The organism is uncultured Granulicatella sp. (assembly GCF_963521425.1).
Taxonomy (GTDB): domain Bacteria; phylum Bacillota; class Bacilli; order Lactobacillales; family Aerococcaceae; genus Granulicatella.
Window position 1 is genome coordinate 1 of sequence record NZ_CAUQUN010000027.1, and the last position, 19993, is coordinate 19993.

Here is a 19993-nt window from a genome sequence, read left to right on the forward strand (position 1 = left end):
CCTAACTCTTCTAATCTTTCCTTAGCAGCCCTATTCGCTTCAAATCCGCCAACTCGTTCAATTGACGAAGATGGACTAAGTACTCGAATATGCATTCCTTTTTGTAATTTTTTCATATCATCACCCTATTCTAATTCAAACATTGGATAAATATTCGTTACATTTTCATCTCTTAAAAATGGTACAAGACCTTGAATAATGTAACTTGGAAATACAGAAGGATAAAACTTTCCTTGCTCCAATGCTTGTACAATCTGTAAAAAATCTTGCTCTGTATATGGTGGAACTAACATAAATGGTGGCATAATAAATTGGAAGTCATTTAAATCAACAAACATTGGATTATAAATTCTTGGGAAATCAACTTCAATGACTACGTAATCATCTGATAAGAATCTCTTCCATAATCCTTTGACTGCGTCTTTATGTTCTCTCATATAGGTTACAAATTCTTCATAGTCTTGGAAAAATGAAACACCCGTTTCAGTCCCTTTGGCAAAAGCAAATAACACTCCTTCTAATTCAATATCATTCAATCGATTAAAGGAATCTGTTATAAAGTCATATAACTCAGTCATTTCTTCATTTCCTTGTACATATTCACTTAATTGACGTTTCGGAATATACATTCCTGTTTGTTCAATGGTATTTAAAATTTCTCTTTTTTGAATGGTCCAAAATTTATATGTCATGTATTTCTCCTAATCTTCTGGGGGTTTGTTTTATAGTAGTTTATTTTTTGTCTGCAACCTAGCAATTCATTGATAATGTCAATTTCACCTTACAACTTAATTATGTGAGCTTCATATCCAATTGCTTTTAAGAAGGTGAATAAATCTTCTGTATTGACAAAAATCGTCTTCTCATTTGTATTTGGATGGAAGCACATTCGTTCTTCAGATACAATTTCTTGATCGAAATATACTTGAATATCTTTGTCTCTATTATTTAATAAGCCAAATGGAGATACAGTTCCTGGTAGGAGCATCATTTTATCATTTAACGTTTCAGCTGAAGCCATTTTGATTCGATTTTCTTCTACGATTTCTTTAAAAACATCCATATCTAATCGTTTTGCATCATCTATAATGACTAAGTAAAAATTTCTCTTTTTCTTATTTGTTAAAAACATTGTCTTTGTACGAACACCTTCAATTCCTTCAATAAAACGATCTGCTTGTTCTGTTGTTAGTACAGGTTCATGTTCTACAATTTGAAATGGAATGCCTAATTCATTCAACCTATCTGCTACTTTTTGATACATAGAAACCCCCCCTTATCATTTGTTTTCTTTATTATAAACTCTTCGTATACTGCTTTTCAATGTATACTACTATGCAGATGAACTAAATCATGTTATGATGAGAAAAAATTCACATAGGAAAGTGGTTATATGACAAAAAAAGCAATTTTACTTATGACCTTTGGGTCACCTGAAGGATATACTTTTGAAGATATCGCAAGATTTTTTACAAATATTCGACGTGGCGTTCGCCCAACAGATCAAGAAATTCAACATTTGTATGACAACTACCAAAAAATTGGTGGAAGTCCTCTACAAGAAATTTCGAAACAGCAAGCAGCAAAATTACAAAAACGATTACAAGGAGAATATACCGTTTATTTTGCTAATAAATTCTCCTCTCCATTCATTCCAGAAGTCGTTAAACAAATGGAACAAGATGGAATCGAAGAATGCCTGTGCTTAGCACTTGAACCTCACTACTCTTACTACTCCATTTATGGATATGAGAAATTCATCGAAAGCAAAACAATTCGTTTCCACATGGTAAAAGATTGGTATCATAATTCCAACTTATTACAATTCTGGGAAGAGGAAATCAAAAAGATTTTAACCGAAGATGTTAAAGATGGCAGTTTTAAAGTATTCTTCTCAGCACATAGCGTACCCGTTATTGCATTGGAATTCGAAGATCCTTATATCGACCAAATTTACAAAAATGGACAAATCATTGCAGAAAGATTAGGACTAGAAAAACATCAGTACACGCATACATGGCAAAGCGAAAGTGATATTGGACTACCATGGATGAAACCAGACGTTCTAGAATACTTACGAGAACAAACGGAACACCAAGAACATTATATCTTCATTCCAATTAGCTTTATCAGTGAACATATTGAAGTTCTATACGATAATGATATCGAATGTAAGGACTTATGCGATGAGTTTGGCGTACACTATCACAGACCTCCAATGCCAGATACTCATCCCCTATTAATCGAAGCCTTATACGAAACTGTTCGAGCTCACGAAACAGAAACATTCACTCTTAAAACAAACGAAGAAGAAACACTAGATGAAATGGTACCACCAGAAACCTCAAAAGACATTCTAGACCAAGAATCTGATATTCAAATGCCGGAATTTGTAAAGAAATTAATTGCCAAAAAAGGCAGAGAAAATGTTAAAATGCCGGAGTTTGTTAAACGTATGTTAGAACAACGAGCAAAACAAAAGAAACAATAAGACAGAAAGAACCCTGCATCCAAAACTCTATACTTTTGGATGCAGGGTTTGTTATTTGATTATATGTTATACCTTATAGTTTTTATTCAACTACTTCAAAGTCTGAATCAAGTATTACAACATTACTTTCATCAATTACATTCGAATCTTTTTTACCCTCACTAAAGTCATTTTCAACAAACCATTTAATCGATCTATTAGCAATGACTTTAGTTTCTGCAAAATCTAGTGTTCCACCAATAACACCACCAACAACAGGTACTAATTTTCCTAAATTAACTAAACCTTTAGTACCAAATTTTGTAAACAATCTAAATCCGACTTTTTGATTAATTTTTGTTAAAACTTTTCCAGGAAGCTTCTTTACTAAAGTGTTACAAACCTTAACACCAAAAACTACGGCAGCTTGTTTTACTAATTGATTAAGAGAAACGCCCGCTAAACAAGCATAAACAAATGTCTGAGTTTCATCACTGTTCAAATCATATCCATTTAGATAGGCTACTGCAGCAATCATACGCATTTGAACATAAATAACACTCGTTATATTAGCAGGAAGAGCAATAGGAATAGTAAGTACTCCACCTAATCCTGTTAAAAATCCAGAAGTAGTACATTTTAAAATTTGATTGTTAACTAATTTTTGACTCGCAATTTTACTATCTTTATATTTTTCTAGATATTCATCTGCAAATTCAGAAACAGGTTTACTAACTTTTGGAACACCGTTAAGTGTTACAGCGTAAATTTGTTCTAAAACTTCAAGCCATTGTTTTTCTTACAAAACTTCAATTTTTTTCATAATTATTTTCTCCTTTGAAAATTGTTATCCCTAGTATATCACTTCAACCTCAAGTTTTACAATTCAATTTCAATCCCTTTTGCTCGTAAATTCTCGATACATTCCTGTAGATAGGCTTCATTATGTTCTTTATAAATTGGTGTATTAATCTCTACTTTCTCAAGATTATCGTAGCTTGCTGCAATCTTTCCTCGATAATTCTTATCTCTCCACTCTGTTGCTACTTGGTAGCCTCTTCTATTCATCTCATCCATAATGAAAGTATGATAGCAAAATAGATGATAAGGAGAATATAAAAATACATAATCAACTGTTTTATGTTTCTTATTCCATCCATTTCCCCTAAGCGCACAACATTCTCTATGTTGTCCTAATAATTGATTCTTAGGTAATTTTGGAATCATCTGTTCATGCCATAATCTCATCTTGTTCTCCTGTTAATAACGTTGATTGTTGTAAATATTTATTGGGGTATTTCTCTAATAAAGTATGGATATAATGAATGATAGAACTTTGATCACTTACTCCAGTTCTATACTCCTCCAGTAAACGAAACAATTCATCTTTTTCGACTTTTTCAGCTGTATGTTTAAAATAGCCCCATACATGAAGAATCGCATTATGAAAATCTTTTTTACTTTCTTGTATCTCATTCACTTGTTTGATTTTTTGAAGTAACACATTTAAGTCAACTTCTGTTTTTTTGAAATATTTTCTTATTTCCAAATAAACTTTATGGGATTTACTCAATACGTAATATTTATTTCTTGCCCATATCTGTTCACATTGTTTTCTGATATCTTTTTGATTCACTTTGCACCTACTTTACACTAGAAAATTATCTAGAGGATGACTTCTGTATCATTATAGCATTGAAAGTGGGATTCTAGAAATTTATGAACTTTTATTATATATTTATCTCTAATATAACAAACCCTCACCTAATCGTAGGCTACTGCGAATTGGAGAGGGAGACATTATGCACGATTTAATTCGGCTAATAATGCTTCTTGTAGTATTTGACTAAAATTTAAATTTCTCTTTTTTGCTAATTCATTTAAATAACTTGGAATCGAAACATTTTTACGAACTATTTTCGTTTCATTTTTTCTAACATAATCCGCAATATCCATTCCAACTAAACTTACAAATGTTTTAGACATATCCGAAAATTCATCATTTTCAACTGTAATTTCTTCTATCCTACTTGATTTTGGAAAAGCAGTATTCTCTAGATAATCCTCATATAACCAACTTCCAATATAATCTTGAGCCATTTGTACAGCTTCTGTTTCATTTCTACCTTCAGTTGCTCCATATTCTAAATCAGGAAATACAACTGTGTAACCTTCATTTTCTTTATTCTTATAAAAAATTGCTGGATACGTTACGAACATATAATCACCTCGTTGTTGTAGTTGGAAATTGCTTTTTTCACTAAAAAAATCTTATCTCTCAAATACAATTATTCCTTATAAAAAAATGGTCAGGGCATCGTATGCTTCCTGACCTAATCTTTAAGTCGAATACTGAAACTAAATTAATCACTTGTCAAGTAGGATGAACTACTGTTCCATTTAATGATAAAAAAACTCTCATATTCTTATTCAATACACAGTACATTGAGGAGTTAAGATATTTATAAAACTTTATACATCCATAATATTATAAAAGGTAAATTCATCAATAATTTCTAAATCTTGTCCCTCCTGAATATACTTTTCAGCTTTTATTTGTTTTACGGATTTTTCCCTTTTAATATTGAATTTTGTTCTGTACTTCCTAAAATTAGGATATTCGTTTTCTTTGTAACGCTATTATCTAAAATAGATCCAGCATCAACAACTAGTTATTGAGCTTCAGTTTTAGTCATCTTTTCCAATGTCCCTGAAAATACCATATGTCTTTGATAAAATGAACTATCTTCATCAAACACGGTATAATTGGAAACAATATTCTTTACTTTTCCAGTAGACCACATGGTCTCTATTTTTAATTTTTTTCTGCCATTGTTTTTTTATTAAATCATACAATTTTTTTGTAGAGATACAATCCTCTAACGCTCTATGGTCATTTTTGGATAAATTAAATTTTTTAACTAGAGTAGTTAATTTATGATTTTTTAAGTCTGGAAATACTTTTTTAGCAAACTGTAGTGTGTCCATATATAGATTGCTTATTCTTGTATTAAATCTGAAATTTAAAAAAGCCAAATTGATATTCATTGGAAGAGTGATTCAGATAAACAAGCTTACGAGATTTTAGTTTTTAACAAAGATTTTATCGAAGAAAACTTCTCCAGTTACGATAACTTAAAAGGCGTTTTTACTATTGGAGAAGAGAATATTCAAGTTCAAGGTTTAATAGACGATTTAAAAGAAGAACAAGATGAGTTTAAATATAAATGATAAAGCATTCCTTAAAGAGCATCAAGCTGAAATAACACTCTACCAAAATTTACTAAAAGAACTTAAGAAATCCTACACAAAACTTCCAAACACTAAGGAACTTCTCGATTAACTCGACCACTTGCAAGAAAAAAAGAATACCCTTCTTCAAGAGTATTCTTCTTCAAAAGATAGTATGTCTGAACTGTATCAGATTAGAAAAAATTATGAGAATTATATTGGGAAGGAGGTGGAGAAGTGAGAATATTCAAATCATCATATCTCACGCTGAACTATTTGATTTCTGAATTCTTCTATCTTTCCTCAGAGTAACATAACCATATTCACTGAGCGAATCCGCAATTTTTTCCTGATAACTACTATCTAGAGAAGGTAAACGTCCATCCCATACATTAGATAACTCAGAAATTTCATCAACAAGTGCTATATAACCACTTAATTTTTCTTCGGGTGCTTGATTAGATATCTTTATTATTATTAACGAAATCTTGTTGTCTGTAGAAAGAATCGAAGAACTTAACATGTACTTAAGTACATCATCTGTTAGATAATCATTATCCAACACACCAATCTGCCCATTTTCTTTCAACGAATTGATAAATTCATCCTTGAAATTAAAGCTAGTAAAGTTACTACAAATATACTCAATATTTTTCCAAGACAACTCACTCTTGAGAATATCTTCGATAATATACACCTTGTTAGAATCAATCTTTTCAATCAGAACATTATCTTTAATAGTTTCTAATACTTTCATTGAATTCTCTTCAGAAATACTGGTGTTATTAATTACTGAATAAGATAAATCTTCAGGAATTTCATTATTTAATAAAATTGAAATTAAATCATCTTCTAAATTTATTGAAACTACAGACAGCATTAAAAGGATAACTTCAAAATAAGTTTCATCCAACAAGAACTGAATATTATCTTCATTAACACTGATCAAGTTATTGCTTGCTAGTGTTTTTACTCTATTTAAGCTCAATTTCGTATTAAGATTATCTATTGACTCACTTGCATGCCTAACTAAAACTGTAAATGCAGTATCACTTATGGTTTCTTCATTTACTAGAACATTGCAGGTAGAGATACTTTCTATCAAGACGTCTTCAAAGTTATCAGCTTTTGCGTTTTCATTGATATAGTCAACAAATTCTTGACTATAATCCTTAGTCAAATTCCAATATAAATTTATATTGCCTGAAGAAAAATTAAGAGTTCCACTTTTGAATAAAGGATTTAAAATATTATTGGAAATTTTTTCCTCATTTAAATTACGAAGTTCTGAAAGAATGGTTTTATTTTTTTCTAAATAATCAATCTTATAAGCATCAGAAATTTCCGAGTTCAAGATTTGAATCAAAATATCTTCATCATTGACAAAAAAAACATCAGCTGCACTTTTATCAATATAATCAGAAACAAAATCAATAAAGTTACTCTCTATATACTCCCTACTAGAAATCAGAATATTAGACTTGAATACATTATTTAATAAATTTCCATAGTTAACCACTTTTCCAAGTAGAGTTCTAGAAATGAACATTATATTGTTAACATCAAGTCTAAACGCTTTGATTTTCTCAATATCTACCAATCTGTTCTTATTACCATTATATTTTGTTAAATCAATAAATTTGACCTCGGATTCTGTAACGTTCTTTAAGAAAGTATCAAATTCTTCTTCTGGTATAAACTTAATAATTGATTCTGCACCTTCAATATATTTACTAAATAACGTCAAATCTTCTGACGAGATATTCTTATTGCTTGAAATTGCTATAAGAATATTTTGAAATGTAGGGTTATGGCTTTCACTAATAGAATCTAAAATATCTATAAGCCCATTAACTTTGTTTTTCAACAAAATATTTGTATACGTCTCAATTAAGTTGAATTCAAAACTATTCAAAATTCTTACTAGATTTTTATATTTCTCATTATTATCTACTGAATCAGTTATTGCAAGCACTTGTTCAGTAAATCCATCTTCTAAACAAGATTTCAATATCTTCTGGTTTAAAATACTAGGGCGGTTAAAGTCGCTTAACTTTAATTTTTTAATAATTAATTTAGGAGTTTCGACACTTAAGAAAATATCCAATTCTCTAGCTTCTTTTACCCCCATCATATAAATTCTATCATTCCGTTTTAAAGTATTAGATGTTTCTATTTCTAGTTTTCCCTTATAGTACCAATAAGTTTCGTCTAATAAGCCATTAATTATTAGATAGCGAACTAGTGGGAAGTAGTGATTTTTTGATATATGATTTTCCTGTTCTTCTAGTGTAAATAAATCTTCTATCTGAGAAGCTGTTAATTGCTTTATCAAGTCTTGATAAGAATAAATTTCAAGACTCTTTAGCTTGTTATTATGAGTAATTATTTTATCATGAAGCTTCTCTATTTCTAACACTTTATCCTCAGGAATTTTTTCTATTAATTCTATTTTTTCTTCAGTTGTTAAAATAAATGTATCCAAAAATCCTTGGTAATTAAAGTTATCACCTGTATATAAGTAGTTAAAATAATATGTTGTATCTTTATTTTTACTCCAATCAAACAAAAATTTTGACCATATTTCGTTATAATTTCCATTAATTTTTACATTAGATGGAATCATCAATGCCATGGCTTCGAATTTATCCGTTTCAATTCTATTATTAATAAACTCTATTTTTTCATTTAGTTTACTGATTTCACTTTCTATATTGGAAACTACTGTATTTCTAGATTGTTCCAATCTATTAAATATTGTTCTAATAAATCCCTTATCTTCCTGCAACAGATCAAATTCATTTGGGAAGATATTCTTTAATGTTATTATTGCAAAAAGCTTATTACTATCTAACTCTATATCTTCAAGTGGAATAATGTTAGAATAGACAATGAACTCGTTAACGATATTTTTTAAAAGTCGCATATCGTCCACATACATTGAAATATCCGCAAGTACTTCATTTTCGGGTGCATTATCAACATTTTTGAACATTCCAACCAATTTATCTTCAGACGTTTTAGAATTCACAACAGGTAAAATAGGCACAATAAAATCAAAGAATTTTGTCCTATTTTTAGATATAAAAAGACCATCACGTACCATGTAAACAAAACGTACTACACGATCACTCCCTTTAGTAATAGTGTAAGAATTCAAAAGGAAATTCAGTTCTCTAAGTTTCGTAAAAATTTCAGTATTTTCATATCTATCCAGATCTTCAAAAACTATTACTGATGATTCAGAATGATAAAGAAGATATACTATTTCCTTGACATCTCGATCTAGAACGGTCTCATCATTGTGAGCATCGTTTAAATAAGCTTCAGTACCTTTCCAATTTACTTTTGATAACTGCAGTCTATTGCCTTGAAAAAAAATATAAAGAAAGTAAGCAATAGGAACAAAAAACATCCCTGTACATAATATGCTTATATAGAAAAAAGGATTACAAAAGATATTTTTTGATTCTTTCAGAATCTGATTAAATGGATTCATTATAAGCCAGAGAAGAATGGAAAATATAATTGAAATACTTGCTCCTACGTAACTTATTAAAGTATATTTGAGAATATTTTCTTTAAATTTGTATTTGCTGAGTGGTATATTGCTAGATTTTATCTGAGATAAAATTTGATTAATAATTTGTCTCTCAACTCGATTGTGTAATTCATTCTCAGTGATTTCTTCTGAATCTCGCTCCATCAAAGAATCATCTTCGTATTTTCCTAAAGAGATTGAAATAACATTCTCGAAAATATGTTTATATTTTCCCTTTCTTATTTGTTGCTCTTTGTAAGTTCTCCATACCGTACTTTTTCCAGCACCATATATACCAGTAATGGCTATATTCTTTATTTCACTATTCTTAAAAGCATAGTCAAGGGCTTCGGTATAGATTGTTTCATTTTCTTTCAAAATTTCCGGCGTTAATGAATTAAATTTATTTTTATCTGTTTCCAAAAAATCACCTTCTCATTTCCCTATAAAACATCAAATATCGGATAAAAATTTCAATAATCTTTTTCCTTTGATACTATCAATTAGTAAATTGTTAGAATTTCTATCTATCTTCATTGCAACTCTTTAAGCACCACCGATATCACGGCAAAACACCTTTTATAGAAATATTCAAAATGAATACCGTTACTGACGGTAATCTTACCAACTTCATGATATCTTATACAATATGAATTGCCAATATCTATCAACGATCTAAACTCATTTTCAAACATTTGTTGAATATCTGTATTTCCTTTGGATATGTCGTCTATAACTCTCTCAACAGATTTATTTTTCTTTAATGAAGGAGCGTAATAGGTTTTAATTCTTTCAAATACATCCCAAATTTTTTCTACAGCTCCTGAGTAATTTCCTTCTGAATACAAAATTTCTGCTTTATTAATCAATTCTTATATCCTTTCTTCATTAATTCTTAAATCAGGTGCTATACGAAAAATATTATTCGAATAGTTTTGTACAATTAAATCATCTATAAATTGTAATGAGAGATTATTTAACTTGAATATTGAATTTATAGTATTACTCTTTTCTTTAACCTTCTCCAGTAATGCATCATTCCTATTTTCTACACTATAATCACTCATTAATGAAATAGCTGGTAATGAAGCTCCCAAATCAATTAAAAAATTAAGTTGTTTAGTAATTGCTAATTTACGTATAGTTTCTACTATAGCCTTTCCACCCATATGTCACCTACTTGAAATTTATATTTTTACACAAGTATCATACAATATATCGTTTCGTATTTTCAATAAATAATACAATATACAGTGTTGTTTTGAAAGGTAATTACATTTTGTATTATATCATTCACTATTTACACAAAAAAACGGCTCACGCCGTTTACTTACTCTCCAAACGTCAAGCCGTTTATTATCTTCTCTTCTGCAATTTTCATTTGCTTCATCAATTCATCAATAATAGCATCATAGCTAAAGTCTTCAATCTTCCAATATTGGTAACAATGGCAATATTTAGCTGCAACATTTCCATACTTACAATAGTTATTTCTCATTTTAGAAGTGCGATTTTGTTTTGCGATTTCTTCTGCAAAATTTCTCTTGAAGTAATCGCAATCGTATAGTTTATTAATAACCGTTTCCTCGTGAAAATTGCCTTCTTGCGAAGCTCCTCCATAAATTCTAAATTGGTCTCCTTCTATTTGTACACCAATCATGCCAATTTCTTTTGTTGGATCTCCATTGATTCTTTGCGAGAACACGATACTGAGGGTTGGTTTCTTGTGGTTGAAGCTGAGTCCGCAAACTGGTTTTGCCCAATCTTTATATGCTTCAAAAGTTAGTCGTTTATTAATTTCTTTCATAAATTCTGACCCTTTTAGTTTTACATAAATATCAGAATAGCGTATTTTTTCTAAGTCTTTATCTCCAATGATGTATTTGCCTTTATTTTGCTCCATTTTGCTTTGGAATAAGTCATAGAGTACTTCAATATCTTCAGCATATTGTTTGATATAATCTGCAAAATCCATTGTTGCATGTAGTTCTTGGATATTCATGATTCGTTTAGCAATTTCTTGATAACTTAAGAATGACCATTTTCCTAATTCTTGAATATCTAGTGATGCATATAGTCCTGTAAGAATTCCTGTAATAGGTACTTCTTGTTTTCCTAGTTCTTCTTCATATCTCGTCAATTGTTCTTTTGTTGGAATGGACTTAATTTTGTTTTCAATAATCAGTACTTCGGTTTCATTGGCTTTATTTTTATAAGTAATCGTTAAATCCACATGCTTCTTTTCTCGTTCGACTGAGATGAATGTACATCCGTTTTGATAAAAATAAGGGATGAATACTTCAATAAATGGATGTTTTCCTTCGACTTCTTGTTCCAGTAACCATGCCCAAAAATTAGAATGAGATAATTCCTTTCCACTTAATGAAATAGCAAATAATGGGGAACGGTTGAGTCGTTGTAATTGTTCTTCTATGATGCTTGTTGTTTTATTTTTCATGTTATTATCCTTTAACTTTGTTAGTACCTTAACGTTAACATAGTCGATGTTTGATTTCAATGAGTGATGCAAAAAGACACCTACTTCACAGTAGATGCCTGTATGATTTCTTACTTTATCCTTTATGGGAGTTGCCTTATTTTTTTATTCTCATTTTTTAATTTTTATTACAGCTTTCCAAAAATTCTTTCTGTACATCTTTTGTATATTTACGATATAATGACCCTGAAAATAAGTCTGGAGGGAATGTTAATATGCACATAGAAGAATTTGATAATGTTCTTTTAAAAAATGGACAAACGGCAGCGATTGTAGATAAGTTAAGTGAAGATACATTTATAGCTGACATTGGAGACTCTCCTGAAGACTGGAATACGATTACTATTACAATCGATGAAATTGAAAAAGTAGTTTATAGAAGTAAAAAATCTGTTGATAGGTGATAATGATCCGTAAGAATGAAAAACAGGATTTAATATTCATTGACGGTTGGGAGCACGTTCATTGCCCCATTTGTGGCAATATAGTAGAAACTTACGATATATGCGACACCTGCCATTGGCAGAATACTGGAAGATGTAATATTGATGGAGGCCCAAACAAAATGACTTTATCCGAAGCTAAGGAAGCATATACAAAAGGCTTACCAATAACATAAATAAGCTCCTAGTTTATTCTAGAAGCTTGTTTTTATATTCAATCCATTTTTATATGTCGGTATTATCTCTTACAGAAATTTTAAATCTTTTTTCTCTTGCTGTTCTTTCTTTTTTTCTTCAATTGTTTTACTAATACTTACAACTCTTTCATCACTTTTGCGAATTTCCTCTTGTGTGAATAGTTCTTTTCGAACGTCCTTCCAATTGCTACCAATAGCATTAGTATGTTTCATTTTGTTTCTTCTTTTCTTTAAATCTAAAATACCCATAAATTAACTATTAAAACTAAATGAAGCAGCAATCTAATAATATGATGTGACATATGTACTTTCTTAAGACTTTCCCTTCTATCCACATAAAACATAAACGAAATCAATAACAACAAACAGGAAATTACTACTTTAATAATAATATTTGTATACAACAGATGAATCCCTGCAAATAATGTTAACAATAATACTAATAGTATTGAAGTAATAGATATTCCTAACTCATTTTTATAAGCAAAAAATGCTAATATACATAACAATAAACTGTAGACAAAAAGTGTGATGTTCATAACTAGTTACCTCCTTATTTTTTTAATTTAAAATTTTTTTACTCTTAAAAAGATACTATTATTAAGAACAAAAGTCAATCATCAATACGAATAATTGCTTTAAATTACAAAACAAGCCCCTAGTTCATTCTAGGAGCTTGTAGTTGTATATCACTTTTCATCTTCTTTCAAATTCAACATAATGAATTTCTGAATTTTCGTTTCGGAATGTTTCACCTTTTGGAATGTCTTTTGTATCTTTCTTGAAAGCTATCCATGCCATTCCTTTTTCAGATAGAAATACCATGCTTCCATCATAGTCATATTCATTACGATGTTGTAAGTCAATCAAACGATAAGGTGTTTTGTATCGTCCAGATTCAGTATCAGTTGCAGAATAACTCATGAATCCAAGGTGATTTTGTTGGATAAATCCTGTGCTTGTATATCCATAAACCCAATCATATTTCTTCTCTGCTTGATTAACGTGGTAAATAGTTCCACTCTTCAAATCTGTTCCTAGTGAAACATATAATTCATGAGAATCAATAAATAATTGATTGAAATGTTCTGTTGCACTTTGATGCGTCAACGTTACTTCTTTCTCTCCACTCTTCATATCGTATTGAACAACTTCTGAATGGTTAGCACTTGCATCATAGCGAATATAATAAAGTTTTCCATTGAATTGAATCGGTGAAAAAGTATTTTGATCAATGACTTGATCTTTCATCGTTGTTGTTTCCAATTGATGAAGTGTATTTAAAGATGTATCTTCTTTACTATCCTTAACAATATTAAATACTAACTGCGAATCTTCTGTAAAAAATGCTGTAATCTGATGAACTAGTGGCATTTTTTCATTCTCTTTGACAGTTGTAACTTCACCCGTTGTACGATTCAATAAGTAGAAGTTTGCATTTTCTTTTGAGTCTGTATATTCCTCAAAAAATACCCAATTTTTGTCGACTGCTCGAACCCATTGATGGGAAACTGTTGCACCACTCATTTCATGAACCAATGAATAGGTATTTGTTTTTAAATCAATTTCCAAAATTCCAACATGATCCACACTGCCGTATAATTTTCCATCCTCTGACAACACTTGCGGAATAAAGTCTGGATACTCATCTGCATAATGAGCAACTACACTCTTGTCTCTAAACGTTTCATTGAATGAAACAGTATTAAACTGATTACTTCCTTTTCCTAATTGAAAGTTAGTGGTTTTATTTTGTTCCACCGTTGTAACACTTTCTTGAACCGTTGTTTCTTGAGTATTTTTCTGTTGACCACAAGAAGCTAAACAAATACTTAACAATACAATACTTACTACTCTATATTTTCCTAACATAAAGACTCCCCCTATTACTGTTAAATAAATGAACGTAAGCCAATCATTCTACCCTCCTTAACTTTTTTGGGTTCTAATTGAAAATATAATGGAGATAATGCAAAGAATAAGCCCAACGACAAACATTGGAAATTCAAAATTCTTAATCCCCTTCCCCAAAAATGTTATCGTTTTCACACATAGTATACTGCTCATTAAATTAAAAATCAATGTGAAAAAAGACTTTTCTCCGTAGTAATTGAGAATATTACCCAAAACTATTACGAAGAAAAGTCACTTATACTTTATTTGCTAATTTTATACGAATACACCATAGTAATGCCAATCGTTAGCACTAAAACAATACTTACAAGAAACAATGCTAATTTGTTCCCCGCAAATAATGAAATTAAGATAAAGATTACACCAGAAACCATGCTCGCAAATCCAAAGAATCGTTGTGTTTTTCGAAAAGCTTCATCTTTATTCATAATCCATGGAACACGGAACCCAAAGTGTTTATTCGTTTCTTTGATTTTAGGACTAACATTTCCAATGAATATCATAAATAACCCTATAAGAAATGCAAGAAAACGTACCTTTTGTGTACCTATGCTAACTCCTGTCAAAATTAAGACAAATTGAAAATAGGCAATAGCGTTAAACAATAATAATGTGATTCTAAAAATGTAACGACTAATTTCTTTATTTTGACTTCCAACTAATTCTTTATCATCAATCCATTTCATCAAACCTGAAAATAATAGAATGAGGATTGGTAATATTAGAATCGTCCAACGTGAAGCTGTTGCGACAACATTTCCTTCCAAATCAAAACGAGATACGATTGTCTCAGGTGCATACCAAACAACGCATAAAGCAAGTAATATAGGTAAAAAAGTCAAAATGACATCTAATAAATAAATTTTTCTTTGTTCTACTAACATATTATTTTCCTCCAATAATTGAATTCATCCAAACAATTGCCTCTTCTAAAACGGTTAAATTTAATTCATAATAAATGAAGTTTTTTTCCTTTGTTTCATAAATTAAATCCGCCTGTTTTAACTTTTTTAAATGATACGACAATGCTTGTGGTGTGATTTGTAAGCTCTGTGCTAAGTCTCCAGTATTCGTTCTTCCCTGTCGTAAAATTTCTAAAATCTTCCGACGGTTTTCATCCGATAATGCAGACAAAATATCATTTACAGACATATAATCATCTCTTTCTATTTAAAATTTTCTTTAAATAGATAATACTCCTTCTGAAATCAAAATGCAAGAGTTATTTAAAAATATTTTTAAATAGATAAACACAAAAAGACTTTTTAGCAATGAGACAGCTTTAGTAAAGCTGTTTACATCCTTTTTATAAATATAAAAGCATAAAATATATTATTTAGATGGAATTTCATAAATGAATGGAACACAAAAAACTCTCCATTGTAGCACGAGTAAAAGAAGTCTTTCCAGACTTCTTTTAATGGAAAAATTGAGACCTTAGGCTCAATTTTTAGGCATGAGACCGTAGGTCTGCTGCCGTCCATTGCTACAATAGAAAAGTTTATTAAATAATTATTTTTCTTCTTCGTTAAGGTTAAGTACTGACATGAATGCTTCTTGTGGTACTTCAACAGATCCCACTTGTTTCATACGTTTCTTACCTTCTTTTTGTTTCTCTAATAACTTACGTTTACGAGAAACGTCGCCACCATAACATTTCGCCAATACGTTTTTACGTAATGCTTTAATGTTTGTACGAGATAAAATTTTGTTTCCAATTGCTGCTTGAATTGGCACTTCAAATTGTTGACGAGGAATTAATGTTCTTAATTTTTCAGTAATAGCTTTACCACGATTATAAGCAAAATCTTTATGAACGATAATACTTAAGGCATCGACTACTTCGCCATTTAACATAATATCCATCTTCACTAGTTTACTTTCACGATAGCCGATTAAATCATAGTCTAATGATGCATATCCTTTTGTACTTGATTTCAATGAATCAAAGAAATCAAAAATAATTTCAGATAGAGGCATTTCATAAATTACATTAACACGATATTCATCTAAGTAATCCATTGTTACAAAAGTACCACGTTTACGTTGGCAAATATCCATGACACTTCCCACATATTCATTCGGTACCATAATAGATGCTTTTACATAAGGTTCTTCAATCGATTGAACACTTGATTGGTCTGGCATTTCAGCAGGGTTAGAAACCACTACTTCTGTTCCATCTGTTTTTTGAACATGATAAATTACAGATGGAGCTGTTGTAATTAAATCTAAATCAAACTCACGTTCTAAACGTTCTTGAATAACGTCCATATGAAGTAATCCTAAGAAACCACAACGGAAACCAAATCCTAATGCTTGAGAAGTTTCAGCTTCGAATTGCAACGCAGCATCATTTAATTGTAATTTTTCTAATGCGTCACGTAAATCATTATATTTAGAAGAATCAATTGGATACAAACCGCAATAAACCATTGGATTCATTTTACGATAACCAGATAAAGGTTCGCTTGCTGGGTTGTTTGCTAATGTAACAGTATCCCCTACACGAGTATCTTGGATTGTTTTAATAGAAGCAGTAATATACCCTACATCCCCAACCATTAAGTAATCACGACTAATTGGTTTAGGAGAGAAAATACCAACATCTACAACATCAAATGTTTTTCCATTACTCATTAATTGAATCTTGTCACCAGGTTTTACAATTCCGTTTTGAATACGAACATTTAACACTACCCCACGATAAGCATCATAAACTGAGTCGAAAATTAATGCTTGTAGAGGAGCTTCTAAATCACCAGTCGGTGCAGGAATTTTTTGTACGATTTGTTCTAAAATTTCTGGAATCCCAATTCCCACTTTAGCACTTGCTAGAACGGCTTCACTAGCATCAATTCCAATAACGTCTTCAATTTCTGTACGAACACGTTCAGGATCAGCAGCAGGTAAATCAATTTTATTAATAACTGGAACAATTTCTAAGTCATTATCAATCGCTAAATACACATTCGCTAATGTTTGAGCTTCAATCCCTTGAGCAGCATCTACTACAAGAATCGCTCCTTCACAGGCTGCCAAACTACGACTCACTTCATACGTAAAGTCCACGTGCCCTGGAGTGTCAATTAAGTGGAAAATGTACTCTGTTCCATCATTAGCATCATACGTTAATTCCACCGCATTTAATTTAATCGTAATTCCACGTTCACGTTCTAAGTCCATAGAATCTAATAATTGATCTTGCATTTCACGGTCTGCTACAGTATCTGTTGCTTGTAAAATACGGTCTGCTAAAGTTGACTTTCCATGGTCAATATGCGCAATAATCGAGAAGTTTCTGATGCGCTCTTGTCGTTTTCTCATTTCTTCTAAATTCATTCATAATCTCCTTCATATCTAAATTAATAACGGTAAAAAGACTTGTGCAATTCCTAGGAAAAAGAAAAATCCTAGAACGTCTGTTGCCGTTGTTACAAAGATGGTTGATGAAATGGCTGGGTCTAATTTCATTGCTTTTAATACTAAAGGTACAAAGAATCCAAAAATTGCTCCCACCATTAAATTCATTGCCATCGCTAAAACTACAATAATCGATAAATAAAAGTTTTGATAAGGAATATATAGCGCAAGTGCAGCTACAACTCCGGTAATAAGTCCGTTCATACAACCTAAAACAATTTCATTCCAAACATACTTTTTATCTTTTTCCAATGATAATTGTCCTAATGCAATTTCTTGAATTGCTAGAGCTAGAGTTTGAGAAGCTGAGTTTCCTCCCATCCCCGTAATAATCGGCATGGCAACCGCAAGAACAACGACTTGTTCAATCGTTGATTGGAACATCCCAACAACTGCTGAAGCCATAAAGGCTGTAATTAAATTAATTAATAACCAAGGTGTCCGTTTCTTAATCGATTCAATAAATGGGCCACCAATTCTTTCTGTTCCTTCAACCCCGCTAATTAAAAGCATATCTTCATGATGCTCTTCTTGAAGAACGTGGACGATATCATCAATTGTAATAATCCCAATTAAAACGCCCTTCGTACTAACTACGGGAACTACTGATAAATCATATTTTGAAGATAAACGAGCAACTTCCTCTTGGTCTTCTTCAGGAACTACAGAAATAATATTTGTATGCATTAAATCGTGTAAACTGACATCTAATTCATTCGTAAATAAGTCACGAATATCAATCCAACCAATTAATTGATTTTGGAATGTTGTGACAAAAATCGTGTGAATCACTTCTGTATTTGGAGAAATTTCTCTTAACTTCGTCAGTGTTTCTTCAACGGTTAAATGTTCCTTCACCGAAATAAATTCTGTCGTCATAATCCCTCCGGCAGAATCTTGAGGATATTTTAACATCGTTTGAATTTCGTCTTGAGAAGAACCCTTCATCATATTCAAATATTTTTTACGAATTCCAATTGGTAGATTTCCTAAAATATCCACGACATCGTCATTGGACATTTGTTGGAATAATAATCCTACACGGCGGAATGGTAGTTTTTCTAACATTCGAATTTGAAGTTCGGGGTCACTTACTTCCAAAATGGAAGCTAATCGTGTATTGGAAATAGTGTACATGAAGTTTTTAAGGACTTCATCAGTAACTTCTTCCAATCCTAGAGCAATATCGATTGGATAATTCTGGTTGAATAATTCCCTAATTCTTTTGACATCTTTCGATTCCACCATTTGTTCAATGACTTTGGACATATCCATCGTTTATCACTCCATTCTGTAAACATACTATTAGTAGTATACCATATTTTAGCGATATAAAAAAAGAGATACCCTCAAGATATCTCTGTTGTTTGGAAGATTATTTTGTTCGAAAATGACACAAAAACAAAGAAGCCCCTAATGCTACAATGACAAGAAGTCATTCGATTATATACGTACTCTCATTAGGTGACGTAAAACCAGAAGACTTCCTATAGTAGTATGAGTAAGATAAGCCTATTCGGCTTATCTTACAGGAAACTTTGAGACCATAGGCTCAAAGTTTAGGCATGAGACTCGCATTTGCGAGGCTGCTGCCGTCCGAATACTACTATTACAGGAAGTCATTCGAAATCTATTACAATTCTGTTGGATCAAAAGTATAAACTACGTTATTCAAATTTCCATATTCTTTTGTTGAATCATACTTCACAGATTCAATATGCATTCCATTTTTAACTGCTATAAAACGATAACATCCATGTTTCATCGGAAATCTCTCAGGTAAATATTTCGCTTGCATAAATGAGGTAGCAAACGTATCTTCATCATATTTTCTTAAACCAATATAAGCATAAGGTTCATCTTCTACATAAACCGTAAAATGAAAAGAAACGTTCTCATCATTGTTAAAAAGAGTATACGGTTCACGTATCGTTATCGTTTTATCAACTAATTGTTCTTTTTCTTCTTTTGGATAATCTACTAAAAATACTTGCTTAGCTCTTTCTAAATAAGTTGAATCTATCTCGCCTTCTCGTTCAAATAATAATTCATCGCTCTCATCATTTTCAGAGTCAACTGTTAGGTTCGTATAAGGATTTATAGCATATTTTATTTCTTTAGAACAACTCGATAACAGAGCAACTGAACAGACAAGTAATGCTAATAAAATAAATTTTACATTTCTACACCATTTCATTGTTAACTCCCCCTAATCATTCTCTTGATAAGTAATTCTTAAATTCAACTTTGAAAACGCTACACTCCTTTTGATTATAA

Annotated in this window: 22 protein-coding genes and 2 pseudogenes; 5 read left to right on the forward strand and 19 right to left on the reverse strand. The window is 30.9% G+C overall.

Annotation, left to right across the window (positions count from 1 at the left end; translation table 11 throughout):
- From RWO76_RS07110 to RWO76_RS07120, 3 genes and pseudogenes are all read right to left on the reverse strand, one after another.
- Nucleotides 1-116, reverse strand: a pseudogene (locus RWO76_RS07110) (LD-carboxypeptidase); the annotation flags it as partial.
- Between the two features lie 9 nt (nt 117-125).
- A complete protein-coding gene (locus RWO76_RS07115; protein WP_314354968.1) occupies nt 126-692 on the reverse strand; it encodes a hypothetical protein in 567 nt (188 codons plus the stop codon).
- An 89-nt stretch (nt 693-781) separates the two neighbouring features.
- The gene (locus RWO76_RS07120) at nt 782-1264 is read right to left on the reverse strand and encodes a prolyl-tRNA synthetase associated domain-containing protein (RefSeq protein WP_314354969.1); all 483 of its coding nucleotides are present in this window, start codon (nt 1262-1264) and stop codon (nt 782-784) included.
- Nucleotides 1265-1393: 129 nt separating this feature from the next.
- On the opposite strand from RWO76_RS07120, the gene hemH reads away from it, so the two are divergent.
- Nucleotides 1394-2491, forward strand: coding sequence for a ferrochelatase (hemH, locus tag RWO76_RS07125; RefSeq protein ID WP_314354970.1), 1098 nt, complete (start codon nt 1394-1396; stop codon nt 2489-2491).
- An 82-nt stretch (nt 2492-2573) separates the two neighbouring features.
- Here the strand turns inward: hemH and RWO76_RS07130 are convergent, their stop codons facing one another.
- The 5 genes from RWO76_RS07130 to RWO76_RS08830 all read right to left on the reverse strand — a co-directional run bounded on the left by RWO76_RS07130 (nt 2574) and on the right by RWO76_RS08830 (nt 5518).
- Nucleotides 2574-3239, reverse strand: coding sequence for an EcsC family protein (locus tag RWO76_RS07130; RefSeq protein ID WP_314354995.1), 666 nt, complete (start codon nt 3237-3239; stop codon nt 2574-2576).
- Between the two features lie 110 nt (nt 3240-3349).
- Entirely contained in the window at nt 3350-3718 is a 369-nt protein-coding gene (locus tag RWO76_RS07135; RefSeq protein WP_314354971.1) for a TIGR02328 family protein, read from the reverse strand.
- A complete protein-coding gene (locus RWO76_RS07140; protein WP_314354972.1) occupies nt 3702-4106 on the reverse strand; it encodes a YbgA family protein in 405 nt (134 codons plus the stop codon). The genes RWO76_RS07135 and RWO76_RS07140 overlap by 17 nt, the downstream gene beginning before the upstream one ends.
- A 164-nt stretch (nt 4107-4270) precedes the next feature.
- Nucleotides 4271-4690, reverse strand: coding sequence for a type II toxin-antitoxin system HicB family antitoxin (locus RWO76_RS07145; protein WP_314354973.1), 420 nt, complete (start codon nt 4688-4690; stop codon nt 4271-4273).
- Nucleotides 4691-5221: 531 nt separating this feature from the next.
- A complete protein-coding gene (locus RWO76_RS08830; RefSeq protein ID WP_399543152.1) occupies nt 5222-5518 on the reverse strand; it encodes an exonuclease domain-containing protein in 297 nt (98 codons plus the stop codon).
- A 33-nt stretch (nt 5519-5551) separates the two neighbouring features.
- Between RWO76_RS08830 and RWO76_RS08835 the strand changes: the two genes are divergently transcribed.
- Nucleotides 5552-5701: an AAA family ATPase gene (locus RWO76_RS08835; protein ID WP_399543161.1), complete on the forward strand. Its 150-nt coding sequence runs from the start codon at nt 5552-5554 to the stop codon at nt 5699-5701.
- Nucleotides 5691-5942, forward strand: a pseudogene (locus tag RWO76_RS07150) (endonuclease); the annotation flags it as partial. The gene RWO76_RS08835 and the pseudogene RWO76_RS07150, both read left to right, overlap by 11 nt.
- Before the next feature lie 21 nt (nt 5943-5963).
- On the opposite strand, the gene RWO76_RS07155 reads toward RWO76_RS07150, so the two are convergent.
- The 4 genes from RWO76_RS07155 to RWO76_RS07170 form a co-directional block, all read right to left on the reverse strand.
- Entirely contained in the window at nt 5964-9665 is a 3702-nt protein-coding gene (locus RWO76_RS07155) for a hypothetical protein (protein ID WP_314354974.1), read from the reverse strand.
- A 110-nt stretch (nt 9666-9775) separates the two neighbouring features.
- The gene (locus tag RWO76_RS07160) at nt 9776-10111 is read right to left on the reverse strand and encodes a hypothetical protein (RefSeq protein WP_314354975.1); all 336 of its coding nucleotides are present in this window, start codon (nt 10109-10111) and stop codon (nt 9776-9778) included.
- 3 nt (nt 10112-10114) lie between these two features.
- Nucleotides 10115-10411, reverse strand: coding sequence for a hypothetical protein (locus RWO76_RS07165; protein WP_314354976.1), 297 nt, complete (start codon nt 10409-10411; stop codon nt 10115-10117).
- A gap of 161 nt (nt 10412-10572) precedes the next feature.
- The gene (locus tag RWO76_RS07170; protein ID WP_314354977.1) at nt 10573-11700 is read right to left on the reverse strand and encodes a PD-(D/E)XK nuclease family protein; all 1128 of its coding nucleotides are present in this window, start codon (nt 11698-11700) and stop codon (nt 10573-10575) included.
- 254 nt (nt 11701-11954) lie between these two features.
- Between RWO76_RS07170 and RWO76_RS07175 the strand changes: the two genes are divergently transcribed.
- Nucleotides 11955-12143 carry a hypothetical protein gene (locus tag RWO76_RS07175; RefSeq protein WP_314354978.1) on the forward strand — a complete coding sequence of 63 codons (189 nt, stop codon included), beginning with the start codon at nt 11955-11957 and terminating at the stop codon, nt 12141-12143.
- 2 nt (nt 12144-12145) lie between these two features.
- Entirely contained in the window at nt 12146-12358 is a 213-nt protein-coding gene (locus tag RWO76_RS07180) for a CPCC family cysteine-rich protein (RefSeq protein WP_314354979.1), read from the forward strand.
- A gap of 69 nt (nt 12359-12427) precedes the next feature.
- On the opposite strand, the gene RWO76_RS07185 is transcribed toward RWO76_RS07180, so the two are convergent.
- From RWO76_RS07185 to RWO76_RS07215, 7 genes are all read right to left on the reverse strand, one after another.
- A complete protein-coding gene (locus tag RWO76_RS07185) occupies nt 12428-12628 on the reverse strand; it encodes a transcriptional regulator (protein WP_314354980.1) in 201 nt (66 codons plus the stop codon).
- A gap of 447 nt (nt 12629-13075) precedes the next feature.
- The gene (locus RWO76_RS07190) at nt 13076-14251 is read right to left on the reverse strand and encodes a hypothetical protein (RefSeq protein ID WP_314354981.1); all 1176 of its coding nucleotides are present in this window, start codon (nt 14249-14251) and stop codon (nt 13076-13078) included.
- 284 nt (nt 14252-14535) lie between these two features.
- Nucleotides 14536-15177 carry an SdpI family protein gene (locus tag RWO76_RS07195; RefSeq protein WP_314354982.1) on the reverse strand — a complete coding sequence of 214 codons (642 nt, stop codon included), beginning with the start codon at nt 15175-15177 and terminating at the stop codon, nt 14536-14538.
- A gap of 1 nt (nt 15178) precedes the next feature.
- Nucleotides 15179-15445 carry a metalloregulator ArsR/SmtB family transcription factor gene (locus tag RWO76_RS07200; RefSeq protein ID WP_006702616.1) on the reverse strand — a complete coding sequence of 89 codons (267 nt, stop codon included), beginning with the start codon at nt 15443-15445 and terminating at the stop codon, nt 15179-15181.
- Nucleotides 15446-15805: 360 nt separating this feature from the next.
- A complete protein-coding gene (gene lepA, locus RWO76_RS07205; protein ID WP_314354983.1) occupies nt 15806-17635 on the reverse strand; it encodes a translation elongation factor 4 in 1830 nt (609 codons plus the stop codon).
- 18 nt (nt 17636-17653) lie between these two features.
- Nucleotides 17654-18985 carry a magnesium transporter gene (gene mgtE / locus RWO76_RS07210; protein ID WP_040507875.1) on the reverse strand — a complete coding sequence of 444 codons (1332 nt, stop codon included), beginning with the start codon at nt 18983-18985 and terminating at the stop codon, nt 17654-17656.
- A gap of 364 nt (nt 18986-19349) precedes the next feature.
- On the reverse strand, nt 19350-19913 hold the full coding sequence (locus RWO76_RS07215; protein ID WP_314354984.1) for a hypothetical protein: 564 nt from the start codon (nt 19911-19913) through the stop codon (nt 19350-19352).
- Nucleotides 19914-19993 lie beyond the last annotated feature (80 nt).

What these genes read in the sequence shown, in the direction of transcription:
- RWO76_RS07115 (WP_314354968.1), bottom strand. Translation starts at nt 692, where the DNA reads ATGACATATAAATTTTGGACCATTCAAAAAAGAGAAATTTTAAATACC.
- RWO76_RS07120 (WP_314354969.1), bottom strand. Translation starts at nt 1,264, where the DNA reads ATGTATCAAAAAGTAGCAGATAGGTTGAATGAATTAGGCATTCCATTT.
- hemH (WP_314354970.1), top strand. Translation starts at nt 1,394, where the DNA reads ATGACAAAAAAAGCAATTTTACTTATGACCTTTGGGTCACCTGAAGGA.
- RWO76_RS07135 (WP_314354971.1), bottom strand. Translation starts at nt 3,718, where the DNA reads ATGAGATTATGGCATGAACAGATGATTCCAAAATTACCTAAGAATCAA.
- RWO76_RS07145 (WP_314354973.1), bottom strand. Translation starts at nt 4,690, where the DNA reads ATGTTCGTAACGTATCCAGCAATTTTTTATAAGAATAAAGAAAATGAA.
- RWO76_RS08830 (WP_399543152.1), bottom strand. Translation starts at nt 5,518, where the DNA reads ATGAATATCAATTTGGCTTTTTTAAATTTCAGATTTAATACAAGAATA.
- RWO76_RS07165 (WP_314354976.1), bottom strand. Translation starts at nt 10,411, where the DNA reads ATGGGTGGAAAGGCTATAGTAGAAACTATACGTAAATTAGCAATTACT.
- RWO76_RS07170 (WP_314354977.1), bottom strand. Translation starts at nt 11,700, where the DNA reads ATGAAAAATAAAACAACAAGCATCATAGAAGAACAATTACAACGACTC.
- RWO76_RS07175 (WP_314354978.1), top strand. Translation starts at nt 11,955, where the DNA reads ATGCACATAGAAGAATTTGATAATGTTCTTTTAAAAAATGGACAAACG.
- RWO76_RS07180 (WP_314354979.1), top strand. Translation starts at nt 12,146, where the DNA reads ATGATCCGTAAGAATGAAAAACAGGATTTAATATTCATTGACGGTTGG.
- RWO76_RS07185 (WP_314354980.1), bottom strand. Translation starts at nt 12,628, where the DNA reads ATGGGTATTTTAGATTTAAAGAAAAGAAGAAACAAAATGAAACATACT.
- RWO76_RS07190 (WP_314354981.1), bottom strand. Translation starts at nt 14,251, where the DNA reads ATGTTAGGAAAATATAGAGTAGTAAGTATTGTATTGTTAAGTATTTGT.
- RWO76_RS07195 (WP_314354982.1), bottom strand. Translation starts at nt 15,177, where the DNA reads ATGTTAGTAGAACAAAGAAAAATTTATTTATTAGATGTCATTTTGACT.
- RWO76_RS07200 (WP_006702616.1), bottom strand. Translation starts at nt 15,445, where the DNA reads ATGTCTGTAAATGATATTTTGTCTGCATTATCGGATGAAAACCGTCGG.
- lepA (WP_314354983.1), bottom strand. Translation starts at nt 17,635, where the DNA reads ATGAATTTAGAAGAAATGAGAAAACGACAAGAGCGCATCAGAAACTTC.
- mgtE (WP_040507875.1), bottom strand. Translation starts at nt 18,985, where the DNA reads ATGTCCAAAGTCATTGAACAAATGGTGGAATCGAAAGATGTCAAAAGA.
- RWO76_RS07215 (WP_314354984.1), bottom strand. Translation starts at nt 19,913, where the DNA reads ATGAAATGGTGTAGAAATGTAAAATTTATTTTATTAGCATTACTTGTC.